This window comes from Streptococcus sp. KHUD_011 (genome assembly GCF_046352925.1).
Lineage (GTDB): Bacteria > Bacillota > Bacilli > Lactobacillales > Streptococcaceae > Streptococcus.
Genome location: NZ_CP157578.1, coordinates 285,795 through 306,167 on the forward strand (window position 1 = coordinate 285,795; position 20,373 = coordinate 306,167).

20 protein-coding genes, 2 pseudogenes and 1 riboswitch are annotated in these 20,373 nt (G+C 39.2%); of the genes and pseudogenes, 17 read left to right on the plus strand and 5 right to left on the minus strand.

Going from position 1 to position 20,373, the window contains the following annotated elements; all coding sequences use genetic code 11:
- Nucleotides 1-136 precede the first annotated feature (136 nt).
- From ABKJ27_RS01420 to rpsI, 12 genes are all read left to right on the plus strand, one after another.
- Nucleotides 137-1,819, plus strand: coding sequence for an ABC transporter ATP-binding protein (locus ABKJ27_RS01420; RefSeq protein ID WP_410011888.1), 1,683 nt, complete (start codon nt 137-139; stop codon nt 1,817-1,819).
- The gene (locus ABKJ27_RS01425; RefSeq protein ID WP_410011889.1) at nt 1,804-2,634 is read left to right on the plus strand and encodes an energy-coupling factor transporter transmembrane component T family protein; all 831 of its coding nucleotides are present in this window, start codon (nt 1,804-1,806) and stop codon (nt 2,632-2,634) included. The genes ABKJ27_RS01420 and ABKJ27_RS01425 overlap by 16 nt, the downstream gene beginning before the upstream one ends.
- Before the next feature lie 192 nt (nt 2,635-2,826).
- A complete protein-coding gene (locus ABKJ27_RS01430; protein WP_000181383.1) occupies nt 2,827-3,330 on the plus strand; it encodes a tRNA (cytidine(34)-2'-O)-methyltransferase in 504 nt (167 codons plus the stop codon).
- A 53-nt stretch (nt 3,331-3,383) separates the two neighbouring features.
- A riboswitch (FMN riboswitch) is annotated at nt 3,384-3,602 on the plus strand.
- A gap of 153 nt (nt 3,603-3,755) precedes the next feature.
- Nucleotides 3,756-4,319: an ECF transporter S component gene (locus ABKJ27_RS01435; protein ID WP_410011890.1), complete on the plus strand. Its 564-nt coding sequence runs from the start codon at nt 3,756-3,758 to the stop codon at nt 4,317-4,319.
- Nucleotides 4,309-4,959 carry a phosphatase PAP2 family protein gene (locus ABKJ27_RS01440; protein WP_261091325.1) on the plus strand — a complete coding sequence of 217 codons (651 nt, stop codon included), beginning with the start codon at nt 4,309-4,311 and terminating at the stop codon, nt 4,957-4,959. The genes ABKJ27_RS01435 and ABKJ27_RS01440 overlap by 11 nt, the downstream gene beginning before the upstream one ends.
- Before the next feature lie 27 nt (nt 4,960-4,986).
- Nucleotides 4,987-5,406: a chromosome partitioning protein ParB gene (locus ABKJ27_RS01445; RefSeq protein ID WP_386686238.1), complete on the plus strand. Its 420-nt coding sequence runs from the start codon at nt 4,987-4,989 to the stop codon at nt 5,404-5,406.
- Between the two features lie 311 nt (nt 5,407-5,717).
- On the plus strand, nt 5,718-6,764 hold the full coding sequence (pheS, locus tag ABKJ27_RS01450; RefSeq protein ID WP_031237702.1) for a phenylalanine--tRNA ligase subunit alpha: 1,047 nt from the start codon (nt 5,718-5,720) through the stop codon (nt 6,762-6,764).
- 119 nt (nt 6,765-6,883) lie between these two features.
- Entirely contained in the window at nt 6,884-9,289 is a 2,406-nt protein-coding gene (gene pheT / locus ABKJ27_RS01455) for a phenylalanine--tRNA ligase subunit beta (RefSeq protein WP_410011891.1), read from the plus strand.
- Nucleotides 9,290-9,523: 234 nt separating this feature from the next.
- Nucleotides 9,524-10,417, plus strand: coding sequence for an ABC transporter ATP-binding protein (locus ABKJ27_RS01460; protein WP_020902740.1), 894 nt, complete (start codon nt 9,524-9,526; stop codon nt 10,415-10,417).
- Complete coding sequence (locus ABKJ27_RS01465) at nt 10,414-11,613, plus strand: ABC transporter permease (RefSeq protein ID WP_261116776.1); 1,200 nt, start codon at nt 10,414-10,416, stop codon at nt 11,611-11,613. Before ABKJ27_RS01460 ends, ABKJ27_RS01465 begins: the two co-directional genes overlap by 4 nt.
- Nucleotides 11,614-11,828: 215 nt before the next feature.
- Nucleotides 11,829-12,275 (plus strand): 50S ribosomal protein L13, encoded by a 447-nt coding sequence (rplM, locus tag ABKJ27_RS01470; protein WP_001044624.1) that lies wholly within the window; start codon nt 11,829-11,831, stop codon nt 12,273-12,275.
- A gap of 18 nt (nt 12,276-12,293) precedes the next feature.
- The gene (gene rpsI, locus ABKJ27_RS01475; protein WP_000075964.1) at nt 12,294-12,686 is read left to right on the plus strand and encodes a 30S ribosomal protein S9; all 393 of its coding nucleotides are present in this window, start codon (nt 12,294-12,296) and stop codon (nt 12,684-12,686) included.
- Between the two features lie 132 nt (nt 12,687-12,818).
- Here rpsI and ABKJ27_RS01480 read toward each other — a convergent pair whose 3' ends face one another.
- On the minus strand, nt 12,819-13,973 hold the full coding sequence (locus tag ABKJ27_RS01480) for a tyrosine-type recombinase/integrase (protein ID WP_410011893.1): 1,155 nt from the start codon (nt 13,971-13,973) through the stop codon (nt 12,819-12,821).
- 51 nt (nt 13,974-14,024) lie between these two features.
- Complete coding sequence (locus tag ABKJ27_RS01485) at nt 14,025-14,543, minus strand: helix-turn-helix domain-containing protein (protein WP_410011894.1); 519 nt, start codon at nt 14,541-14,543, stop codon at nt 14,025-14,027.
- A 148-nt stretch (nt 14,544-14,691) separates the two neighbouring features.
- Between ABKJ27_RS01485 and ABKJ27_RS01490 the strand changes: the two genes are divergently transcribed.
- The 4 genes from ABKJ27_RS01490 (at nt 14,692) to ABKJ27_RS01505 (ending at nt 16,688) form a co-directional block, all read left to right on the plus strand.
- Entirely contained in the window at nt 14,692-14,973 is a 282-nt protein-coding gene (locus ABKJ27_RS01490; RefSeq protein WP_000005472.1) for a hypothetical protein, read from the plus strand.
- Between the two features lie 8 nt (nt 14,974-14,981).
- Nucleotides 14,982-15,821, plus strand: coding sequence for a phage replisome organizer N-terminal domain-containing protein (locus ABKJ27_RS01495; RefSeq protein WP_001014727.1), 840 nt, complete (start codon nt 14,982-14,984; stop codon nt 15,819-15,821).
- A 359-nt stretch (nt 15,822-16,180) separates the two neighbouring features.
- Complete coding sequence (locus ABKJ27_RS01500; RefSeq protein ID WP_410011895.1) at nt 16,181-16,513, plus strand: hypothetical protein; 333 nt, start codon at nt 16,181-16,183, stop codon at nt 16,511-16,513.
- Nucleotides 16,494-16,688: a hypothetical protein gene (locus ABKJ27_RS01505; protein WP_000469565.1), complete on the plus strand. Its 195-nt coding sequence runs from the start codon at nt 16,494-16,496 to the stop codon at nt 16,686-16,688. Before ABKJ27_RS01500 ends, ABKJ27_RS01505 begins: the two co-directional genes overlap by 20 nt.
- Before the next feature lie 323 nt (nt 16,689-17,011).
- Here the strand turns inward: ABKJ27_RS01505 and ABKJ27_RS01510 are convergent, their stop codons facing one another.
- Entirely contained in the window at nt 17,012-18,046 is a 1,035-nt protein-coding gene (locus ABKJ27_RS01510; protein WP_410012136.1) for a threonine aldolase family protein, read from the minus strand.
- A gap of 130 nt (nt 18,047-18,176) precedes the next feature.
- On the opposite strand from ABKJ27_RS01510, the gene ABKJ27_RS01515 reads away from it, so the two are divergent.
- Entirely contained in the window at nt 18,177-19,061 is an 885-nt protein-coding gene (locus ABKJ27_RS01515; protein ID WP_410011896.1) for a LysR family transcriptional regulator, read from the plus strand.
- 49 nt (nt 19,062-19,110) lie between these two features.
- Here ABKJ27_RS01515 and ABKJ27_RS01520 read toward each other — a convergent pair.
- Nucleotides 19,111-19,421: pseudogene (locus ABKJ27_RS01520) on the minus strand (DUF3290 family protein); the annotation flags it as partial.
- A 548-nt stretch (nt 19,422-19,969) separates the two neighbouring features.
- Nucleotides 19,970-20,301, minus strand: a pseudogene (locus ABKJ27_RS01525) (site-specific integrase); the annotation flags it as partial.
- Between the last annotated feature and the right edge of the window lie 72 nt (nt 20,302-20,373).

Below are 20,373 nucleotides of genomic sequence, written 5' to 3' on the forward strand. Positions count from 1 at the left end.
TCGATGTTTATTGATTAGTTAGGCAAGCAAGCTATGATAGGACTCTTTTTGACGCTAAGATTTTACGAGAAGAGACTGCAAGAAGGGCTTGATTTATGATAAAATAGAAGTCTAAGAAGCGAATGAAGAGAGTAAGATGAAAGAAGCTATAATTGAGTGGAAGGATTTCTCTTTCCAGTATGAAACGCAACAAGAACCGACCTTGCAAGGAGTGGACTTAACCATTTACAAGGGAGAGAAAGTCTTAATTGTTGGGCCATCTGGGTCAGGTAAGTCTACCTTGGGTCAGTGTTTGAATGGGATTATTCCAAATATTTACAAGGGTCAGACATCTGGAGAATTTTTGATCAAGGGGCAAGCGGCCTTTGATATGAGTATCTATGATAAATCTCATCTGGTTAGCACGGTTTTGCAGGATACAGATGGGCAGTTTATCGGTTTATCCGTGGCAGAGGATTTGGCTTTTGCTCTAGAAAATGATGTGACAGCCCTAGATGAGATGAAAGGTCGTGTTCATAAATGGGCTGAAAAGCTGGACCTTCTTTCTTTACTGTCTCAGCGTCCCCAGGATTTGTCTGGTGGACAAAAGCAGCGGGTCAGTCTGGCTGGTGTCTTGATTGATGAGAGTCCGATTCTCTTATTTGATGAGCCACTCGCCAATCTGGATCCCAAGTCAGGTCAGGATATTATCGAATTGATTGACCAGATTCATAAGGAGGAGGGGACGACGACTCTTATTATCGAGCACCGTTTGGAGGATGTTCTGCATCGTCCTGTGGATCGGATTGTCTTGATAAATGATGGTCGGATTCTCTTTAATGGGTGCCCTGACCAGTTACTTTCGACTGATTTATTGACCCAAAATGGGATTCGCGAACCCCTTTATCTAACCACTTTACGTCAATTAGGTGTGGATTTAGCTAAAGAAGAACAATTAGCAGATCTGGATAACTTGTCCATCTCAAAAGGTCAGGTTCAGTTGCAGAATGAACTGGCAAAAGAAACCCCAGAATTGCAGTCACTATTTAAATTAGAGGACGCGTCTTTTTCTTATGATGATAGACCAATTTTAAAGTCCCTACATTTGGATATTAAAAAGGGCGAAAAGATTGCCATTGTCGGGAAAAATGGGGCTGGGAAATCAACTCTAGCCAAGGCTCTAAGTGCTTTTATTCAGACTGAAGGCCACTATCTTTGGGAAGGACAGGATATAAAAGGAGATTCTGTTGCAGAGCGGGCGGAACGAGTCGGCTATGTGCTGCAAAATCCCAATCAAATGATTTCGACCAACATGATTTTTGATGAGGTGGCTCTGGGACTACGTTTGCGAGGTGTGGACGAGCAGGAAATTGAAACGAGAGTCTATGAAACCTTGAAAATCTGTGGTCTCTATGAATTCCGTAATTGGCCTATTTCTGCCCTGTCATTTGGTCAGAAAAAACGTGTCACCATTGCTTCAATTTTGGTCTTGGGGGCTGAAATTATCCTCTTAGATGAACCAACTGCAGGTCAAGACCAGAAGAACTATACTGAGATTATGGAATTTCTTGAAGAACTGCATCAACAAGGGCATACGATTGTCATGATTACCCATGATATGCAATTGATGCTGGATTATTCAGACCGAGCCCTTGTCATGGTGGATGGAGAATTGATTGCCGATACCGATCCAGCTAGTCTTTTGAGCAATCCTGAGTTGTTAGTAAAAGCCAACCTAAAAGAAACTTCAATCTTCAACTTGGCCAAGAAACTAGACGTGGATCCACTTGCTTTAACGGCATTTTACAAAGAAAGGAGAGAAGGATGCAAGCTAAATTAATCGGTTACCAGCATAGAGATACTGTGATTCATCGCTTGTCAGGCGCTGGTAAACTCCTCTTTTTCATTCTCGTGTCATTGGCGGCCATGATTAGCTATGATACCAGACTGCTTGTTCTGATTGCCATCTTTTCGGTTTTTCTCCTCTATTTGTCAGAAATCCGTTTTAAAGATGTTTCCTTTGTAGCCGTTTTTGCGACGGTATTTGCTGTTTTAAACGTCTTGATGGTCTATCTCTTTTCCCCCGAGTATGGGGTTGGACTTTACGGAGAGAGAAGTGTGATTTGGCAGGGAATTGGTGCCTACACTCTGACCAGCCAGGAGCTCTTTTATCTGCTAAATTTGGTCATTAAGTACCTTTGTACCATTCCTCTGGCTATTATCTTTTTGATGACAACCCATCCTAGTCAGTTTGCTTCTAGTTTAAATCAAATTGGTGTGCCTTATAAGATTGCCTATTCTGTCAGTCTGACCTTGCGCTATATTCCAGATTTGCAGGAAGAATTCTTTACCATTAAGATGTCTCAGGAAGCGCGTGGGATGGAATTATCCAAGAAAGCTTCTCTTATGCAACGAATTAAAGGCAATCTGCGCATTATTACACCCTTGATTTTCAGTTCCTTGGAACGTATTGATACCATCGCGACCGCCATGGAGCTTCGTCGCTTTGGGAAAGAGAAAAAACGCACTTGGTATAGTTACCAGGCCTTGAAAAAAGGAGATTATCTTACCTTGCTCTTGGCAGCTGTGTTTTTAGTAGCTAGTTTACTACTTATCTTGCAGAATCAGGGACGATTTTACAACCCTTGGAAATAGCTTGAAAAAATTGAAAAAATCAAGTCGTTTCTATTGACAATGATTCTGAAAGTGTTATACTAAGAAAGTAGTTTCGCTGATTTACTTCAAACCTGTTGTGAGGTAAGTTAACGATGCCTTAACCACGCTGTTTGCTGAGCTTGACTCCGGGCAGTGTGGCTATTTTTTTGCAATGGTAAAAGGAAGCAAGTCATGACAAATCACATTGTATTATTTGAGCCACAAATTCCACAAAATACAGGCAATATCGCGCGTACTTGCGCTGCAACCAATTCTCCCCTCCACATCATCAAGCCTATGGGCTTTCCTATCGATGACCGCAAGATGAAGCGAGCTGGTTTGGATTATTGGGATAAGCTAGAGATTTATTTTTACGAGAGTTTAGAGGATTTCATGTCTCAGATGAAGGGAAAACTCTATCTGATTTCTAAATTCGCTGAGAAAGTGTATTCTGATGTGGATTTATCGACTAACGAAGACCATTATTTTCTATTTGGACGTGAAGACAAGGGCTTGCCTGAGGACTTTATGCGAGAACATCCTGAGAAAGCTCTCCGTATTCCTATGAATGATGAACATGTCCGCAGTCTCAATGTGTCTAATACTGTCTGCATGATTGTCTATGAGGCTCTTCGCCAGCAGAACTTTGCAGGTCTTGAGCTTGTTCATACCTATGAAGTGGATAAATTGAAATAAAAAATGAAAATGAACAAAATGCTTGCGCTTGCAAGCGTTTTTTGTTATGATAAAAGAGTCTTCAGGGCAGGGTGAAATTCCCGACCGGCGGTAAATTTGACTAGCTATTTTAGCCTTCTCGTCGTTGTCTTGTCTCGATATACTTTAAGTATTATCTTCGACTGCGACGCCTAGATAAATCTAAAATATCTTAGCCAAATAAGTCCGCGAGCGCAAGCTGATGTGGTGAGATTCCACAACCGACAGTATAGTCTGGATGGGAGAAGACGAAAGAATAGCTTTGTCTGTTCTGATAGATTTATAGCCAAACTGTAACCGCTTGCTTAACAGAGTGAGAGGGAACTTTTGGGATATAAAAAGTGAGAATAGATAGAGGAATCCTTTCTAACTTCTTCTGATTTTATAGAAAATTGGAGGAACCTGTTATGACAAACACACGTCGACTTTCGACCATTGCAATTCTATCAGCCATCTCATTTGTGCTGATGTACTTTGACTTTCCGCTTTTACCAGCGGCGTCCTTCCTCAAGATCGAATTTAGTATCTTGCCAGTCCTTGTGGGTCTGGTGGTCATGGATTTGCCTGCTGCTCTAGGAATTCTCTTGCTTCGCTCACTCTTGAAGTTGCTTCTTAACAGCCAGGGAGTGAATACTTACATTGGTTTGCCGATGAATATCGTAGCTTTGGGAGTTTTTGTCATCGTATTTGCTTTGATTTGGAAAAAGGAACGGACACCCCTTCGTTTCCTACTAGGCTCTCTAGCTGGGACTATTGGTTTAACCGTGGCTATGTTGCTTCTCAACTATGTTTATGCTGTTCCTTTGTACGCTAAGTTTGCTAACTTTGATATTGGAAAAATTTTGGGACTTTCCAACTACCTAATGACCATGGTATTACCTTTTAACTTGATTGAGGGTGTAATCTTTTCCGTTTCATTCTGGTTGTTGTACGTCCTTTTGAAACCAACCTTAAAACATTATGAAAGATAAACAAACATTTTTAATGAAGGGCAGTTTTGCCCTTTTACTTTTCGTTATTCTTGGCTACATGGTCAAATTTTACCCTGAAACGCTGGTCGGTTTTGACCAACCGATTCAGACTGCAGTTCGAGGAGACTTGCCAGATTATTTGACTATTCTTTTCCGAGCCATCACACGCTTGATTGATATTCCAGTGATTATCACTTGGGTTGTCATTACAGCTTTTGTCTTTTATCGTAAGCGATGGAAGATAGAAAGTTTCTTCATGCTGGGAAATCTGGCTTTGGCAGGTCTTTTAATCGTGACCTTTAAAAATATCTACCAGCGCTCACGACCAGCTATTTTACACTTGGTTGAGGAGAAGGGATTTTCCTTTCCAAGTGGCCATTCTCTGGCTGTAACCTTGATGGTCGGCTCTCTGATTGTCATTCTCAGTCAACGGATGAAAAATCCAGTCTGGAGAAAAATCGTGCAAATTATTCTTGGCCTCTACCTAGTCAGTGTGCTGGTATCAAGGGTCTATCTGGGAGTTCATTACCCATCAGATGTTCTTGCCAGTCTCTGTGTAGGCTTGGGAGTCCTGTTTATCGAGTTTCCCTTCTATGACAAACTCCGCTTCCAATGGCGATTTAAAGGCAAGCAGAAGTGAATATCAAATTCTCTTGAGGAGAAAGAAATGAAAGTCAACATAAAAGCTCTCCATCCGACTCAACTATACTTATCAGAAAAGAAACTAGCAGGCATCCAGACACTTTATCAGTCGGTAGAACTAAACAATGTTGATCCAATTAGTATTCTTGCATTTGGAAATTGCTTGTTGATTACAGATGGGCATCACAGGGCTTATCAGGCTTTATTGGCAGGTAGGGATACGATTTCTGCTGAGTGGGATAGAGATGGTGGGGATGAACTATATCATCTCTATGCGCAAGCTTGTGAAGAAAGAAAAATTTACTCTGTTCTGGACTTAAAAAATCATATCTTAGCTCAAGATGAGTATGAAGCAAAATGGTATAACTGGTGTGAGGGTTTTAATCAAGCAGCAACTCTTTTGTTGAAAAGGAAAGCAGATGAAACAGACCCTACAAATAGATAATTCACTGCGTCTTGTTCCTTTTTATATTGAAATTAGTCTAATCTAACTTGTTTTTTAACTCAAAATCTGATAAACTATGTAGTAATTGAATAGAAATCTGCAAGACTAGTAACTCAAGGGAAGTATATCAGGGAGGAGAGCCGTGACTGCAAGCTCTCTATATGAAAGCTGGGTGAATTCACTTGTGCATGGATTTAGAAATGAAGGTCTGACTTGTCAGATAAAAACGGATGGTACCGCGTGTCAACGCTCCGAGTGGAGTTTTTGGCATGTGGTTTTCTTTTTATCTACGAGAGACTGATGGAGGAATTATGTCAACTATTGAAGAACAATTAAAAGCGCTTCGTGAAGAAACGCTGGCTAGCTTGAAGCAGATTACTGCTGAAAATAAAAAAGAGATGCAAGATTTGCGTGTTTCTGTCCTTGGTAAAAAGGGTTCGCTTACTGAAATTCTCAAAGGGATGAAAGATGTCTCTGCTGAGATGCGACCAATCATTGGGAAACACGTCAATGAAGCTCGTGATGTCTTGACAGCTGCTTTTGAAGAAACAGCTAAGCTCTTGGAAGAAAAGAAAGTCGCGGCTCAACTGGCTAGCGAGAGTATCGATGTGACACTTCCAGGTCGTCCAGTTGCGACTGGTCACCGTCATGTCCTCACACAAACCAGTGAAGAAATCGAAGATATTTTCATTGGGATGGGTTACCAAGTCGTGGATGGTTTTGAAGTGGAGCAAGACTACTATAACTTTGAACGTATGAACCTTCCCAAAGACCACCCAGCTCGTGATATGCAGGATACTTTCTACATCACAGAAGAGATTTTACTTCGTACTCATACATCTCCAGTGCAGGCGCGTGCTATGGATGCCCATGATTTCTCTAAAGGTCCTTTGAAAATGATCTCACCAGGGCGTGTCTTCCGTCGTGACACAGACGATGCGACCCACAGTCACCAGTTCCACCAAATTGAAGGCTTGGTTGTTGGGAAAAATATCTCTATGGCTGACCTTCAAGGAACTCTTCAATTGATTGTGCAAAAAATGTTCGGTGAAGAGCGTCAGATCCGTCTGCGCCCCTCTTACTTCCCATTCACAGAGCCATCTGTTGAGGTGGATGTTTCTTGCTTCAAGTGTGGTGGAGAAGGCTGTAACGTATGTAAGAAAACAGGTTGGATCGAAATTATGGGTGCCGGTATGGTTCACCCACGTGTCCTTGAAATGAGTGGTATCGATGCGACTGTTTACTCTGGATTTGCCTTTGGTCTTGGACAAGAACGTGTAGCTATGCTCCGTTACGGAATCAACGATATCCGTGGATTCTACCAAGGAGATGTCCGCTTCTCAGAACAGTTTAAATAAGATTGAACACTGAAACACAGTCTTAGTCAGGTACTCTTGAGAGAACTTGTTAGGACTGATTCGAAGAAAAAGAAAGGAATTGAAAAGGTCTTACTTGGTGGGATCTTACAATCAGAATTATGCTTGTATCTTATAAATGGTTAAAAGAATTGGTGGACATTGATGTGCCATCACAAGAGTTGGCTGAAAAAATGTCAACTACAGGGATCGAGGTAGAAGGTGTCGAATCACCGGCTGCTGGTCTCTCAAAAATTGTCGTCGGTGAGGTCTTGTCTTGTGAAGATGTGCCAGAAACTCACCTCCATGTTTGTCAGGTTAACGTTGGCGAAGAAGAAGCCCGTCAAATCGTCTGTGGTGCACCGAATGTGCGTGCTGGTATCAAGGTTATGGTGGCTCTTCCAGGAGCTCGCATCGCTGACAACTACAAAATCAAAAAAGGAAAAATCCGTGGTTTAGAGTCACTTGGGATGATCTGTTCACTTGGTGAATTGGGAATTTCTGACTCAGTTGTACCTAAGGAATTCGCAGATGGCATCCAAATCTTGCCAGAAAATGCCGTTCCTGGGGATGAAGTCTTCTCATATCTAGACTTGGATGATGAAATCATCGAACTTTCTATCACACCCAACCGTGCAGATGCCCTTTCTATGCGTGGAGTGGCTCACGAAGTGGCAGCCATCTATGATAAGGCAGTCAACTTTAAAGAATTTACTCTTTCAGAAACTGACCAAGCTGCAGCAGATGCTCTTTCTGTAGGTATTGAGACAGACAAGGCGCCTTACTATGCAGCTCGTATCTTGGACAATGTGACTATCGCACCAAGTCCACAATGGTTGCAAAACCTTCTCATGAATGAAGGAATCCGTCCAATCAATAACGTAGTGGACGTGACCAACTACATCCTGCTTTACTTTGGTCAACCAATGCATGCTTTTGACTTGGATACCTTTGAAGGGACTGACATCCGTGTGCGTGAAGCGCGTGCTGGTGAAAAATTGGTGACCTTGGATGGTGAAGAACGTGACTTGGACGTGAATGACCTAGTCATCACTGTCGCAGACAAACCAGTAGCTCTTGCAGGTGTCATGGGTGGACAAACTACAGAAATCTCTGAGAAATCTAGTCGTGTCGTCCTTGAAGCTGCAGTCTTCAACGGAAAATCAATCCGTAAGACAAGCGGTCGTCTCAACCTTCGTTCTGAGTCATCTTCTCGCTTTGAAAAAGGTATCAATGTGGCAACTGTTAACGAAGCTCTTGATGCGGCAGCTAGCATGATTGCAGAGCTTGCAGGTGCGACGGTGCGTAAAGGTATCGTTTCAGCGGGCGAACTTGATACTTCTGATGTGGAAGTTTCTTCAACTCTTGCTGATGTTAACCGTGTCCTCGGAACTGAGCTTTCATACGCTGATGTAGAAGACGTCTTCCGTCGTCTTGGCTTTGGTCTTTCTGGCAATGCAGACAGCTTTACAGTCAGCGTCCCACGTCGTCGCTGGGATATCACTATCGAGGCAGACCTCTTTGAAGAAATCGCTCGTATCTATGGCTATGACCGCTTGCCAACTAGTCTTCCAAAAGATGATGGAACAGCTGGTGAATTGACTGCGACACAAAAACTCCGCCGTCAAGTTCGTACCATTGCTGAAGGAGCAGGTTTGACAGAAATTATCACCTACGCTCTAACAACTCCTGAAAAAGCAGTTGAGTTTACGGCTCAACCAAGTAACCTTACTGAACTCATGTGGCCAATGACAGTGGACCGTTCTGTCCTCCGTCAAAATATGATCTCAGGTATTCTTGATACTGTTGCCTACAACGTGGCTCGTAAGAACAAAAACTTGGCCCTTTACGAGATCGGAAAAGTCTTTGAACAAACAGGCAATCCAAAAGAAGAACTTCCAAATGAGATTAATAGCTTTGCCTTTGCCTTGACAGGCTTGGTTGCTGAAAAAGATTTCCAAACAGCAGCAGTTCCAGTTGATTTCTTCTATGCTAAAGGAATCCTTGAGGCCCTCTTTGCTCGTTTGGGCCTCCAAGTAACCTATACGGCAACATCTGAAATCGCTAGCCTCCACCCAGGACGTACAGCTATGATTTTACTCGGTGACCAAGTTCTTGGTTTCCTTGGCCAAGTGCATCCAGTCACTGCTAAGGCTTACGATATTCCAGAAACGTATGTAGCTGAGCTCAACCTTTCAGCAATCGAAGTGGTCCTTCAACCTGCTACTCCATTTGTGGAAATCACCAAATTCCCAGCAGTTAGCCGTGACGTTGCCCTTCTCCTTAAGGCAGAAGTGACTCACCAAGAAGTTGTGGACGCTATCCAAGCTGCCGGCGTGAAACGTTTGACAGATATCAAACTCTTTGACGTCTTCTCAGGTGAAAAATTGGGACTTGGTATGAAGTCAATGGCCTATAGCTTGACCTTCCAAAATCCAGAAGACAGCTTAACGGACGAAGAAGTCGCACGCTACATGGAAAAAATCCAAGCGTCTCTTGAAGAAAAAGTCAATGCAGAAATGCGTTAACTTATCAATCCATCCTTCGGGGTGGATTTTTGCTTTTCAAATAACAATTCAGGATCAAAAATAGACAGTTGAGGAACAGAGAAGATAAATTGGAGTTTACCAGTGTATAATGTATTCATAACTCAAAGTACCCTAAGATTTTTTACTAAAATGAGGATGATAAAATGGACAAAAATCATTGTAAAGGCTATCAAAAAGGAGTATAATGAGTGCAAGACATTTCGGAGGTGAAAGATGCTAGAAGTAAGAAGTCTAGAGAAAAGTTTTGGACCCAAGCAAGTTTTGTTTGGTATTGACTTTCAAGCGCGACCAGGTCGTATTTTGGGATTAGTCGGGAAAAACGGTGCTGGGAAAACAACGATTTTCCACAGTATTTTGAAGTTTTTAGAATATCAAGGAGAAATTAGTCTGGATGGTCAGGATATTCGTCAGGAGACCTACGCTCGGATTGGCTATCTACCTGAAGAACGCAGTCTCATGCCTAAATTGACAGTCCTTGAACAAGTTCGTTATTTGGCGACTCTAAAGGGCATGGATGCTAAGGAAATCAAGGAAAAACTCCCTCAATGGATGAAGAGGTTGGAAGTGAAAGGGAAGCTGACAGATAAAATTAAGAGTCTGTCAAAAGGAAATCAGCAGAAGATTCAGCTCATTATTACTCTGATTCATGAACCAGACTTGATTATCTTGGATGAACCTTTCAGTGGTTTGGACCCAGTCAATACAGAGTTGCTCAAGCAAGTCATTTTTCAGGAAAAAGAGCGCGGAGCAACCATTATCTTCTCTGACCATGTCATGACTAATGTCGAGGAGCTTTGTGACGATATTCTCATGATTCGAGATGGCCGTGTGGTCTTGCATGGACCAGTTCAGGATGTCCGTAATCAATACGGGAAAACGCGTCTCTTTGTTTCAAGTGAACGAAGCAAGGAAGAATTGGAAAATCTTCCTCATGTCAAGCAGGTAAGTTTGACCAAACAAGGCAGTTGGAAATTGATCTTAGAGGATGAGAGCGCTGGAAGGGAACTCTTTCCAATCTTGACTCAGGGGCAATACATCGCAACCTTTGACCAGCAAGCGCCAACAATTGATGAAATCTTTAAACTAGAATCAGGGGTGGAAGTATGAGAAATATGTGGGTTGTAATGAAAGAAACCTATCTTCGACATGTCAAATCGTGGAGTTTCTTCTTTATGGTGATTTCACCATTCTTGTTTATCGGTCTCTCTGGAGGAATTGGCTATCTCCAAGGCTCTTCTATGGCTAAGAATAGTAAGATAGCAGTAGTAACAACTGTGCCATCTGTGGAAGATGGGCTTAAGGGTACCAATGGTATCAACTTTGATTATCAGGATGAAGCCAGTGCCCAAGCTGCTATCAAAGATGAGAAAATCAAGGGTTACCTAACGATTGACCAAGAGGACAGCGTCCTCAAGGCCGTCTATCATGGTGAAACTTCTCTTGAGAGTGCTATTAAGCTAGGAGTAACGAGCAAGTTAAATGAGCTTCAAGGTCAACTCAATCGTTCGGCAGCTAATTTGTCGCAAGAGCAGGAAAAACGCTTGGAACAAACAGTTAACTTTACGGAGAAAATTGATGAATCCAAGGAAAATAAAAAAATGATTCAAACAATTGCGGCTACAGCGGTTGGAGCCTTTCTCTATATGATTTTAATTACTTATGCGAGCGTCACTGCCCAAGAAGTCGCTAGTGAGAAGGGGACTAAAATCATGGAGGTGGTCTTCTCTAGCATTCGAGCTAGCCATTATTTCTATGCTCGTATGCTTGCCTTGTTACTCGTGATTTTGACTCACATCGGCATCTATGTCGTGGGTGGTCTCGCTGCCATTCTGCTCTTCAAAGATTTGCCATTGCTAGCTCAGCTTGGTATTTTGGATCATTTAGGAGATGCTTTCTCTCTGAATACCTTGCTCTTTATTTTGGTCAGTCTCTTTATGTATGTAGTTTTAGCAGCCTTCCTAGGTTCCATGGTTTCTCGCCCTGAGGATGCAGGGAAAGCCTTGTCACCTTTGATGATTGTAATTATGGTAGGCTTTGTTGGAGTTACTGCTTTAGGCTCTGCAGGGGACAATTTGATTTTGAAAATCGGTTCTTATATTCCCTTTATTTCGACTTTCTTCATGCCATTTAGAGCTATTAACGGCTATGCAAATGGGTTAGAAGCTTGGATTTCGCTTGCTATAACGATTGCTTTTGCAGTAACGGCAACAGTCTTTATCGGGCGTATGTATGCTAGTCTCGTTCTGCAGACAGATGATTTAGGTCCTTTGAAAACCTTTAAACGTGCCCTATCTTATAAATAGAAGAGCCTCGCGAAAGCGAGGTTTTCTAGAGATAAAAAGAGTGGGATTTAGAAAAATATTTTTCATATCTATTGACTTTTAGGGGTAAAATTTGGTATGATAGTAGGCGGTATTGTTTACCCCATTTGAAAGGCCCCGGAACCTTCCAAATACTTTTCGATGGGAAGGAACACCCATCACCGTAAACAAAAATCGAACTATATATAGGAGAAATCATGAACAAAACAACATTTATGGCTAAACCAGGCCAAGTTGAACGTAAATGGTACGTAGTTGACGCAACTGATGTACCACTTGGACGTCTTTCTGCAGTAGTTGCTAGCGTACTTCGCGGAAAAAACAAACCAACATTTACACCACACACTGATACAGGTGACTTTGTGATTGTTATCAATGCTGAAAAAGTTAAATTGACTGGTAAAAAAGCAACTGATAAAATCTACTACACTCACTCAAACCACCCAGGTGGATTGAAACAAATCTCTGCAGGTGAACTTCGTTCTAAAAACGCAGTACGTTTGATCGAGAAATCAGTTAAAGGTATGCTTCCACACAATACTCTTGGACGCGCTCAAGGTATGAAGTTGAAAGTATTTGTTGGAGCTGAGCACACTCACGCTGCACAACAACCAGAAGTTCTTGATATTTCAGGACTTATCTAAGGAAAGGAACAATAAAGTATGTCACAAGCACAATATGCAGGTACTGGACGTCGTAAAAACGCTGTTGCACGCGTTCGCCTTGTTCCAGGAACTGGTAAAATCACTGTTAACAAAAAAGATGTTGAAGAGTACATCCCACACGCTGACCTTCGTCTTGTTATCAACCAACCATTCGCAGTCACTTCAACTGCAGGTTCATACGACGTTTTCGTTAACGTTGTAGGTGGTGGATACGCTGGTCAATCAGGAGCTATCCGTCACGGTATCGCTCGTGCCCTTCTTCAAGTGGACCCAGACTTCCGCGATTCATTGAAACGCGCAGGACTTCTTACACGTGACTCACGTAAAGTTGAACGTAAGAAACCAGGTCTTAAGAAAGCTCGTAAAGCATCACAATTCTCAAAACGTTAATCAATACGATTATATCAACGTTTCAAAGCACTTTGCAAAATCTTTGCAAAGTGCTTTTTTGTCGATTTTTGAGCTTGAATAGCTTTGTGATAACCTTCTGATAACCTCTTCTAAATTTTAAAAATCGTGATTCTATTTTGCTTTATTGAGATAATCTGCAAATTTGTCAATAGAATTTTTCTCCCCAGTTTTTGTGGTGTGAGTATAGACATCTAATGTCATCTGACTGCTTGCATGACCGAGACGTTTTGATGTATTAGAAGGATCGATTCCAATTTCAGACATAAGTGTTGCATGTGTATGTCTAAACCCATGTGGGCTAATTGGTTTTAATTTATGCTTTTTAATTATTCGATTCAGTACGTTATTAATGTAATCAGCATGCAAAGGTTCAATTTTGTCATTACTTGATATGTAAGAGAATATATATTCGTTACTAATATTCAGCTTTGTAAGAGGCAACTGAGATTGTTCTTTCAGATAGAAATTTCTCCATTGCTTAATGATATCGATTGTCTCATCATCAAGATAGATTGTTCGAACTGAAGATTCATTCTTTGTGCTCTTTTCAATCGCTTTACCGTCAATTCTTCCTAGACTTTTGTCTATGTTCAAGAGATTGCTATCAAAGTCAATATCAGCCCATTTTAAAGCGTATAACTCTCCTTTTCGTAGCCCACTAAATGCAAGCAGTCTAAATAGAGCAAAATATTTAAATGGCTCAGTTTCTTTCACGATATCTAGGAAATGATGTAATTCCTCCAGTGACCAAAAATTATTTGATCTTGTCTTTTTGATTTTAGGCATGATAACATTCTTCATTGGATTTCGATTAATGTAGTTCATATTGATTGCAAAATCAAAAATTTTTGAGGTATAGGATTTTATCTGTTTGATATTTTTGAAAGTCTGAGATTTTTGAGTAATAAAGTTTTGACAGTCTAAAGGACTGATTTGGTCAATAAATTTATCGCCAAATATTGGTAGAATATGTATTCGATAGATATTCTTAGTTTGGGAAGAAGTTGTTTCTTCGACAGTACCCACATAGGCTTTAAACCATTCTTGATAAAGTTCTTTATAAGTGACTTTGGGGTTAGATTTGTCGGTATTTACTATGGGGGCGACGACACCAGCTTCTAAACGAGCTTCGTACAATTTTGCCTCTTTTTTAGTTTTGAATCCTCTTTTTAAGTGTCTTTTTTTCTTTCCATAGGCATCTAAGCCAATGTAGAAGCTAACATAGTATAGGATTCCTTTTTTGGTTTTGTATTTGTGTATAGACATTTTTTCTCCGTATCTAAGTTTTCGGAGCTTATGTAATTGAGAAATGAGTGTCTATCTATTTTTTCTATCTTCTTGGCGGATAGCGTATTCGTCTGTTTTAATCCAGCTCTGCCAAACTTTAGAGTCTTTATTTTGGTGATTCATATAGTCTATAAACTCAGACATAAAATGTTTGTTTTTCTCAGCTAGGTATTCTGAGAATATATGACGAAATTCATCTGAAAAACTATCATCAAGTGGTAGTGTTAATGCCCTTTCGCCAAATTCGATACTTTTCTTTAACTTCTCCATATCGCTTTTAAAAGGTGTCACAGAACCAATTTTAGATGTTTTGAAACTATCTGTAACAATTTTAAGATTTGATGGAGCGTGTGGGTTGCTATCAAGTCCCATAATGTAAGCGACGGAAACATTAAAGTATTTTGCCAATTTTTCAGCATTATCTTTTTTAGGTTTGCGGATTCCTTGATTGTATCCAGAAAGTGTAGGATAGGCTATATTTGTAGCTTCGCTAATTTCTGTCAATTTTTTTCCGCTATTTTCTATCAGTTTAGTAATATGATTCGTCATAAGAACCTCCTTTTTATCATTATAACACATTTTATTCTTTTTGAATAAAAAAAGCTTGACAAAAATTCAAAAAGGATATATAATTCAAAATGAATAACAAATTAAATGGTTTCGGAGCTTATTTAATTTGGAAATGAGGTGTGAATTTATGTCGGAAACTACTTTAGTTGTCCAGCTTCCCAAAGAATTAGAGAAGCAATTACGTGCTCATTATGATGAGATGATTTCAAATGCTGTGGCAAGAGTATTTGAAGATAAAGAACTTTATAAACCCATGGTTCGTATGTCAGGTCTATCTAGGTGGTTAGACGTATCTACGACTACAATCCAAAAATGGACGAAAGAAGGAATGCCAACCATGGTGATTGATGGAGTGACTTTATACGATAAAAGAGCAGTAACAAGATGGTTGAAGCAATATGAAAGATAGGTACTCGTATGAATGGTGTTCAGTGGATCAAGATAACAACAGATATATTTGATGATGAAAAAATTCAATTAATAGAATCAATGCCAGAAGGAGATACACTTATTGTAATATGGTTTAAAATTCTGGTGCTTGCAGGAAAGCAAAATAATAGTGGCATATTAAGTTTAGGGAACAAGGTTTATTACACAGAAGAGATGCTTTCAACAGTGTTTAGACGAAAGGCTACATCTGTAAAATTAGCTCTCAGTATGTTTGAAGAATTTGGCATGATAGAAATCATAGATGGCGCTATTACCATTCCAAAATGGGAGAAACATCAGAATATAGATGGATTAGAAAAGATTCGGAAACAAACTAGGGAACGTGTTGCTCGTCATAGACAAAAACAAAAAGCACTAATTACAGGCGAGCCACAACTCGTTTTAGACTGTAACGTTACAGTAACGGATGAAAATGATAATGTAACGCAAGAGATTAAGAACAAGAGTAAGAATAAGAAAGAGATTGAGAATATACTGGATAATAGTTCTAGAAAGCCTGAAACTTATATTCCACCCAAATATTATTCTTTGTTAGAATCCATTTCTTATAAGTACAATGATAGATTTTTGTATCCTAACAATTACACTTTAACACATGCTCAGAAGATGAAGATAGGCGAGTATTTGGCTAGTGGGTATGTAACTAGTGATGAAGTTATTAGCATGATTGAACGGATTCCTGAGGATGCGACTTCTCCTTTAGCGTATTTATTTAAGTCTATGGAAAATTTAAAGCAGGAACGTATGCTGGAGTGCAAAGCTATTGCCCATGAAAATGCCCGAAAGAAGTATATGATAAATGAGTAGATATAGGACTGTTCTAAAGAAATGTTATATCACTGAAGAGCAAAATGAAATAGTGAATAACTTGATTGAAATGACAAACCATCTAAATTTTTCCTCTTATGCTAGGAAAATGTTGTTTAAGAGTTCGCCTATTTATCTTCAATTTGATTTTGAATCTTATCATGACTTTATATTTCAAGTTAGAAGAATTATCAATAACTTACGTCAGTTAGAAAGAATAGCAGAACAAAGTGAAGATTTGGATAATGTAAGGATATTTCACTACTGCGTTGAGCTGATGATAGAATATGAAAAGAAGACAGGCAAACAAGTGAAAGAACTTGTAAAACGACTAAATAAGAAAACGAGGTGATAAGATTATGAGAATAAAATCGGTGTTGAAACAGGTATTTTTGACAGAAGAAGAAAATAAAAAATTAAATGATTGTATGAGGAAGGAAAATATTTGTAATTTTTCTGAGTTTGCTAGAAAAAAATTAATCCGAACAGATTTGAACATTCACAAAGTCTCTTTTGAAGCGTTAGTTCCTTTGATAGAAGAATTGGAACAGGTAGGAAAGAATATCAATTCTATAGCCCGTCTTGCAACTGTAGTTGGCAGAATAAGCTATGAAAATAAAATGGATATGTCTATTTTGATGCAAAAAATAGTGGATGTGATGGAGAAAAAAGATGTTTATTTTCAAAAGTAATATGGATAAGGATTTCGATCAGATATGCGAATACATATTGAAATTAAAGCGAGCAGAATTATTTCTTCATGGAATTAAACAACAAGATAAAACGAAGGCTCGTTTGTATCATGCGATGCTGGAATACTACGATGCTAACCATAAAAAAGAAAGCCATATGAGAATTTTAAAATAAGAAAGCGCTGTTAAATTTAACAGCGTTTTCTTATATATCTTCTTAAAAAAATTGTACACACAAAGTACAGCTAAAGTGATTTTTTTGATCATTTTATCGAAGGGGAGATATTTTTCATTTTATGACTTTGCGAGCTCAGAGTCTGTATACACACACTCCTAAAATCACCCCCAAAATTTGTATACACATAGTGTATGTACTTTTGAGGTGATTTGCATTTTGGGGAAGTCCCCAAACCCCTATAGGCTAAGAGATGAAAGATTTTTTAGTGGAAAACGATAAGAAAATTTTACAATGATAAGTCAAGCTCAATAAAGCCATTTTTATAACTCCTCAATCACCCTGCACAGAGCCTCTACATCTTCTTTTCGACTAGACCAGGCGGTTGCAAAACGTATGACGGTATGGGTATCGTCGTATTTTTCCCAGTAAGAGAAAATCACTTTTTGAGATAGTTTTTTCATCTGTTCATCATTCACAATGCAGAAGACTTGATTGGTTGGATTTTCAAAATAAAGAGGGAGACAAGCAGTTTTACAAGCTAGACGAATTTGGTTGGCGTAGGAAATCGCATCTTCACCAATTGTTTGATAGAGTGAATCTTTAAACAATTCATCAAATTGGATGCCTAAAAGTCTTCCTTTAGCTAGAAGAGCACCGTGTTGTTTGATTATGGTTGTCATGTGAGGAAGGAGTTGCGGATTTGGAATAACGACTGCTTCTCCGAGAAGAGCGCCACATTTAGTACCTCCGATATAGAAAGCGTCGCATAAGCGAGCCAAATCAGCAAGATGAACATCATTTTCAGGGCAGGCAAGAGCGTAAGCAAGACGAGCACCATCTACGAAGAGTTTAACATTCTTTTCCTTACAAACTTGAGAAATAGCTTCTAATTCTGCTTTTGAATAAAGGGTTCCAAGCTCAGTTGGTTGAGAGAGATAGACCATTCCTGGCATGACCATATGCTCATGGTTTTTATCAGCCCAATAGTCTTCAATAGTTTCTTTGACTTGCTGGGCGGTCAATTTTCCATCTGTTCCCTCTAGTTCGAGTACCTTGTGCCCTCCAAATTCGATAGCACCAGCCTCATGAACGCTGATATGACCCGTTTTTACAGCAATCACTCCTTGGTAAGATTGGAGGAGACTGTCAATCATGACTTGATTGGTTTGGGTTCCACCGACAAGAAAATGGACTGCTGCCTGTGGACAAGCGCAGGCTTTGCGAATGCTTTCAACAGCACTGGTACTAATCGAATCGCTCCCATATCCGCTCATTTCCATTTCGTTGGTTTCCATGATTCGTTGAAGAATCGCAGGGTGTGCTCCTTGAAGATAATCATTTGCAAAATTTAGGATTTCGTTTGTCATAAAAGACCTCTTTCTTAATTGATGTATTTATTGTACAAGAAATACATTCATTACACAAACGCCAAAAAATCATATCAACTATGATAAAATGGAATAGATAAAAGAAAAGGAGTGAAAAATGGACGCAAGTAAATGCCAGGCGGTTCTAATTGCTAGTGAAACAGGTTCTTTTTCAGCTGCAGCAGAACAACTCAACTATACTCAGTCAGGGATCACTAGAATGATTTCTAGCTTGGAAGAGGAATTGGAATTTTCTTTGTTTATCCGCAGTAAAAAAGGAGTTCGTTTAACTGAAAATGGGAAATTGATGTTGCCTTATTTTAGGGAAATCGTTGAATCTAGTCAGGTCGCACAAGAGATGAGTGATGATATAAAAGGAGTCGTCCGTGGTTCTATCACGATTGCCTGCTACTTTAGTGTATCCTCGATGTGGATGCCTCGTCTTTTAAAAGTCTTTTCAGAAAGCTATCCCAATATACAGATTAAGTTGTTGGAGGGTGGGAATAAGGAAATAGCTAAGTGGTTGGCAGAAAAATCTGTCGATATCTGTTTATGTGCAGAACCTCAGGATAAGACGGATTATAGTTGGGAAGAACTCTATCGGGATCCACTTCTTGTTTGGCTCCCTAAAAATCATCCTAAGGCTAGACAAGCTCAATACGAGATAAAGGATTTAGAGGCAGAGGATTTTATTCATACCTTACCAGCTCAAGACACAGATCAGGACAGACTAATTGAGCAAGAAGGTTTACATTTAAAAACACGTTTTACAACAAAAGATGGATTTACTACCTATCAGTTAGTAAAAGCAGGATTAGGAGTGAGTTTTAATCAGGCTATGATCGCACAGGATTGGGAAGAAGATGTAGTCCAGTTGCCCCTAAACCCACCACGGTTTGTCTCACTTGGGCTTGCTTTGCCAAGACAGAGACCAACTTCTCCAGCAGTGCAACGATTTCTTAAATGTATGGAAGAGGAGATGTCGGATTTGATAAAAATCTAAATTCATCATTTAGATCCTTTTTCTGCTATAATGGAGTGACAGTAAATTTAGAATTGACATAGACAGTTTCTTTTTCAACTTCCAATTCTTTTGATACGATTTCGATAAAATGTAATGAATTACGGAATTGGTTATCATTAGATTGATTACTTTGAAAGTTGGTAATCGTAATCAATACGGCAGCAATTAAGGTTAAAATTGAGATAATGGATAGTTCACGAAACTTACTGCTTCGCTTATCCTTATAAGCCTTAAAAGCAAAAAAACAGTCACAAGAACTAACAATGCGGATACAACAATCATGATCCAGTTCTGTTGGCTGATTTGACTCAGTATATATTCATATGAATAGCACTTCATAATATTTCCTCACTTTTTTGAATTCAGTCTTTTATAAAATAATTTACTTATGATAGCAATCTTTTAAATTGAAAAATATACATTTATAATTACTTGAACAATTAAAAGTTAGATATAAACATTGCCTATATTTTATAGTGTATTATGAGTCTCTTGTATTGGGGATATATTAAAGTTTAGAAAAGTACATTATGATGATAGAAATATTAAAAACAGTTGATTTCTGTACTAATTTAATTATTCCTTTCTCAACTACACAAGCTCCGAAAACTAAAAAAGTGATAACCCTTTGATAACCTCTCGATTTTCAAAAGGATTATATATGTAAAGATTGAGGATTTATCTCTTAAAATTACTTGATTTTAGTGATAATTTACCATAAATATCATAATGTAGAAAAAACCAGGTCTTAAGAAAGCTCGTAAAGCTAGCCAGTTCTCAAAACGTTAAGAACCAGCTACAATACAGCATTTACAACACTTCATGGTTCACACCATGGGGTGTTTTTTTGATGATTTTTAGCAAAATTCACACCATTTTTCACACCATTACTTTTTAAGACTGCGATAAGCAATCTCTCCAACAGTCTGATTTACAGTATCTTTTGTGTTTACATAAGTCTTAGTTACTTCTTTATCACTGTGAGTTAAATCTTCTGAAATAGCTTAGAGTGAGAGTCCTGCTTATTGTGCAAGTGTCGCTCCTGTGTGTCTTAATTTATGAGGTGGAGCATGCTTAAGTTCTGGATGACAATGTTGCACAGATTTCATCTTATTATTTAGGTAGTCAGAGTGTAGTGGACTGTTAACATTGCCCTTCATATCGATATAAGTAAAGAATACTGTTCATCAGATTGGATAATTCCGAATTTTGCTAGTTTGAAATCAATTTTTTGTCACTCCCTCAAATTTTGGTCCAAAAATTTAACAACGAACCACTCAAATTTTTTGCA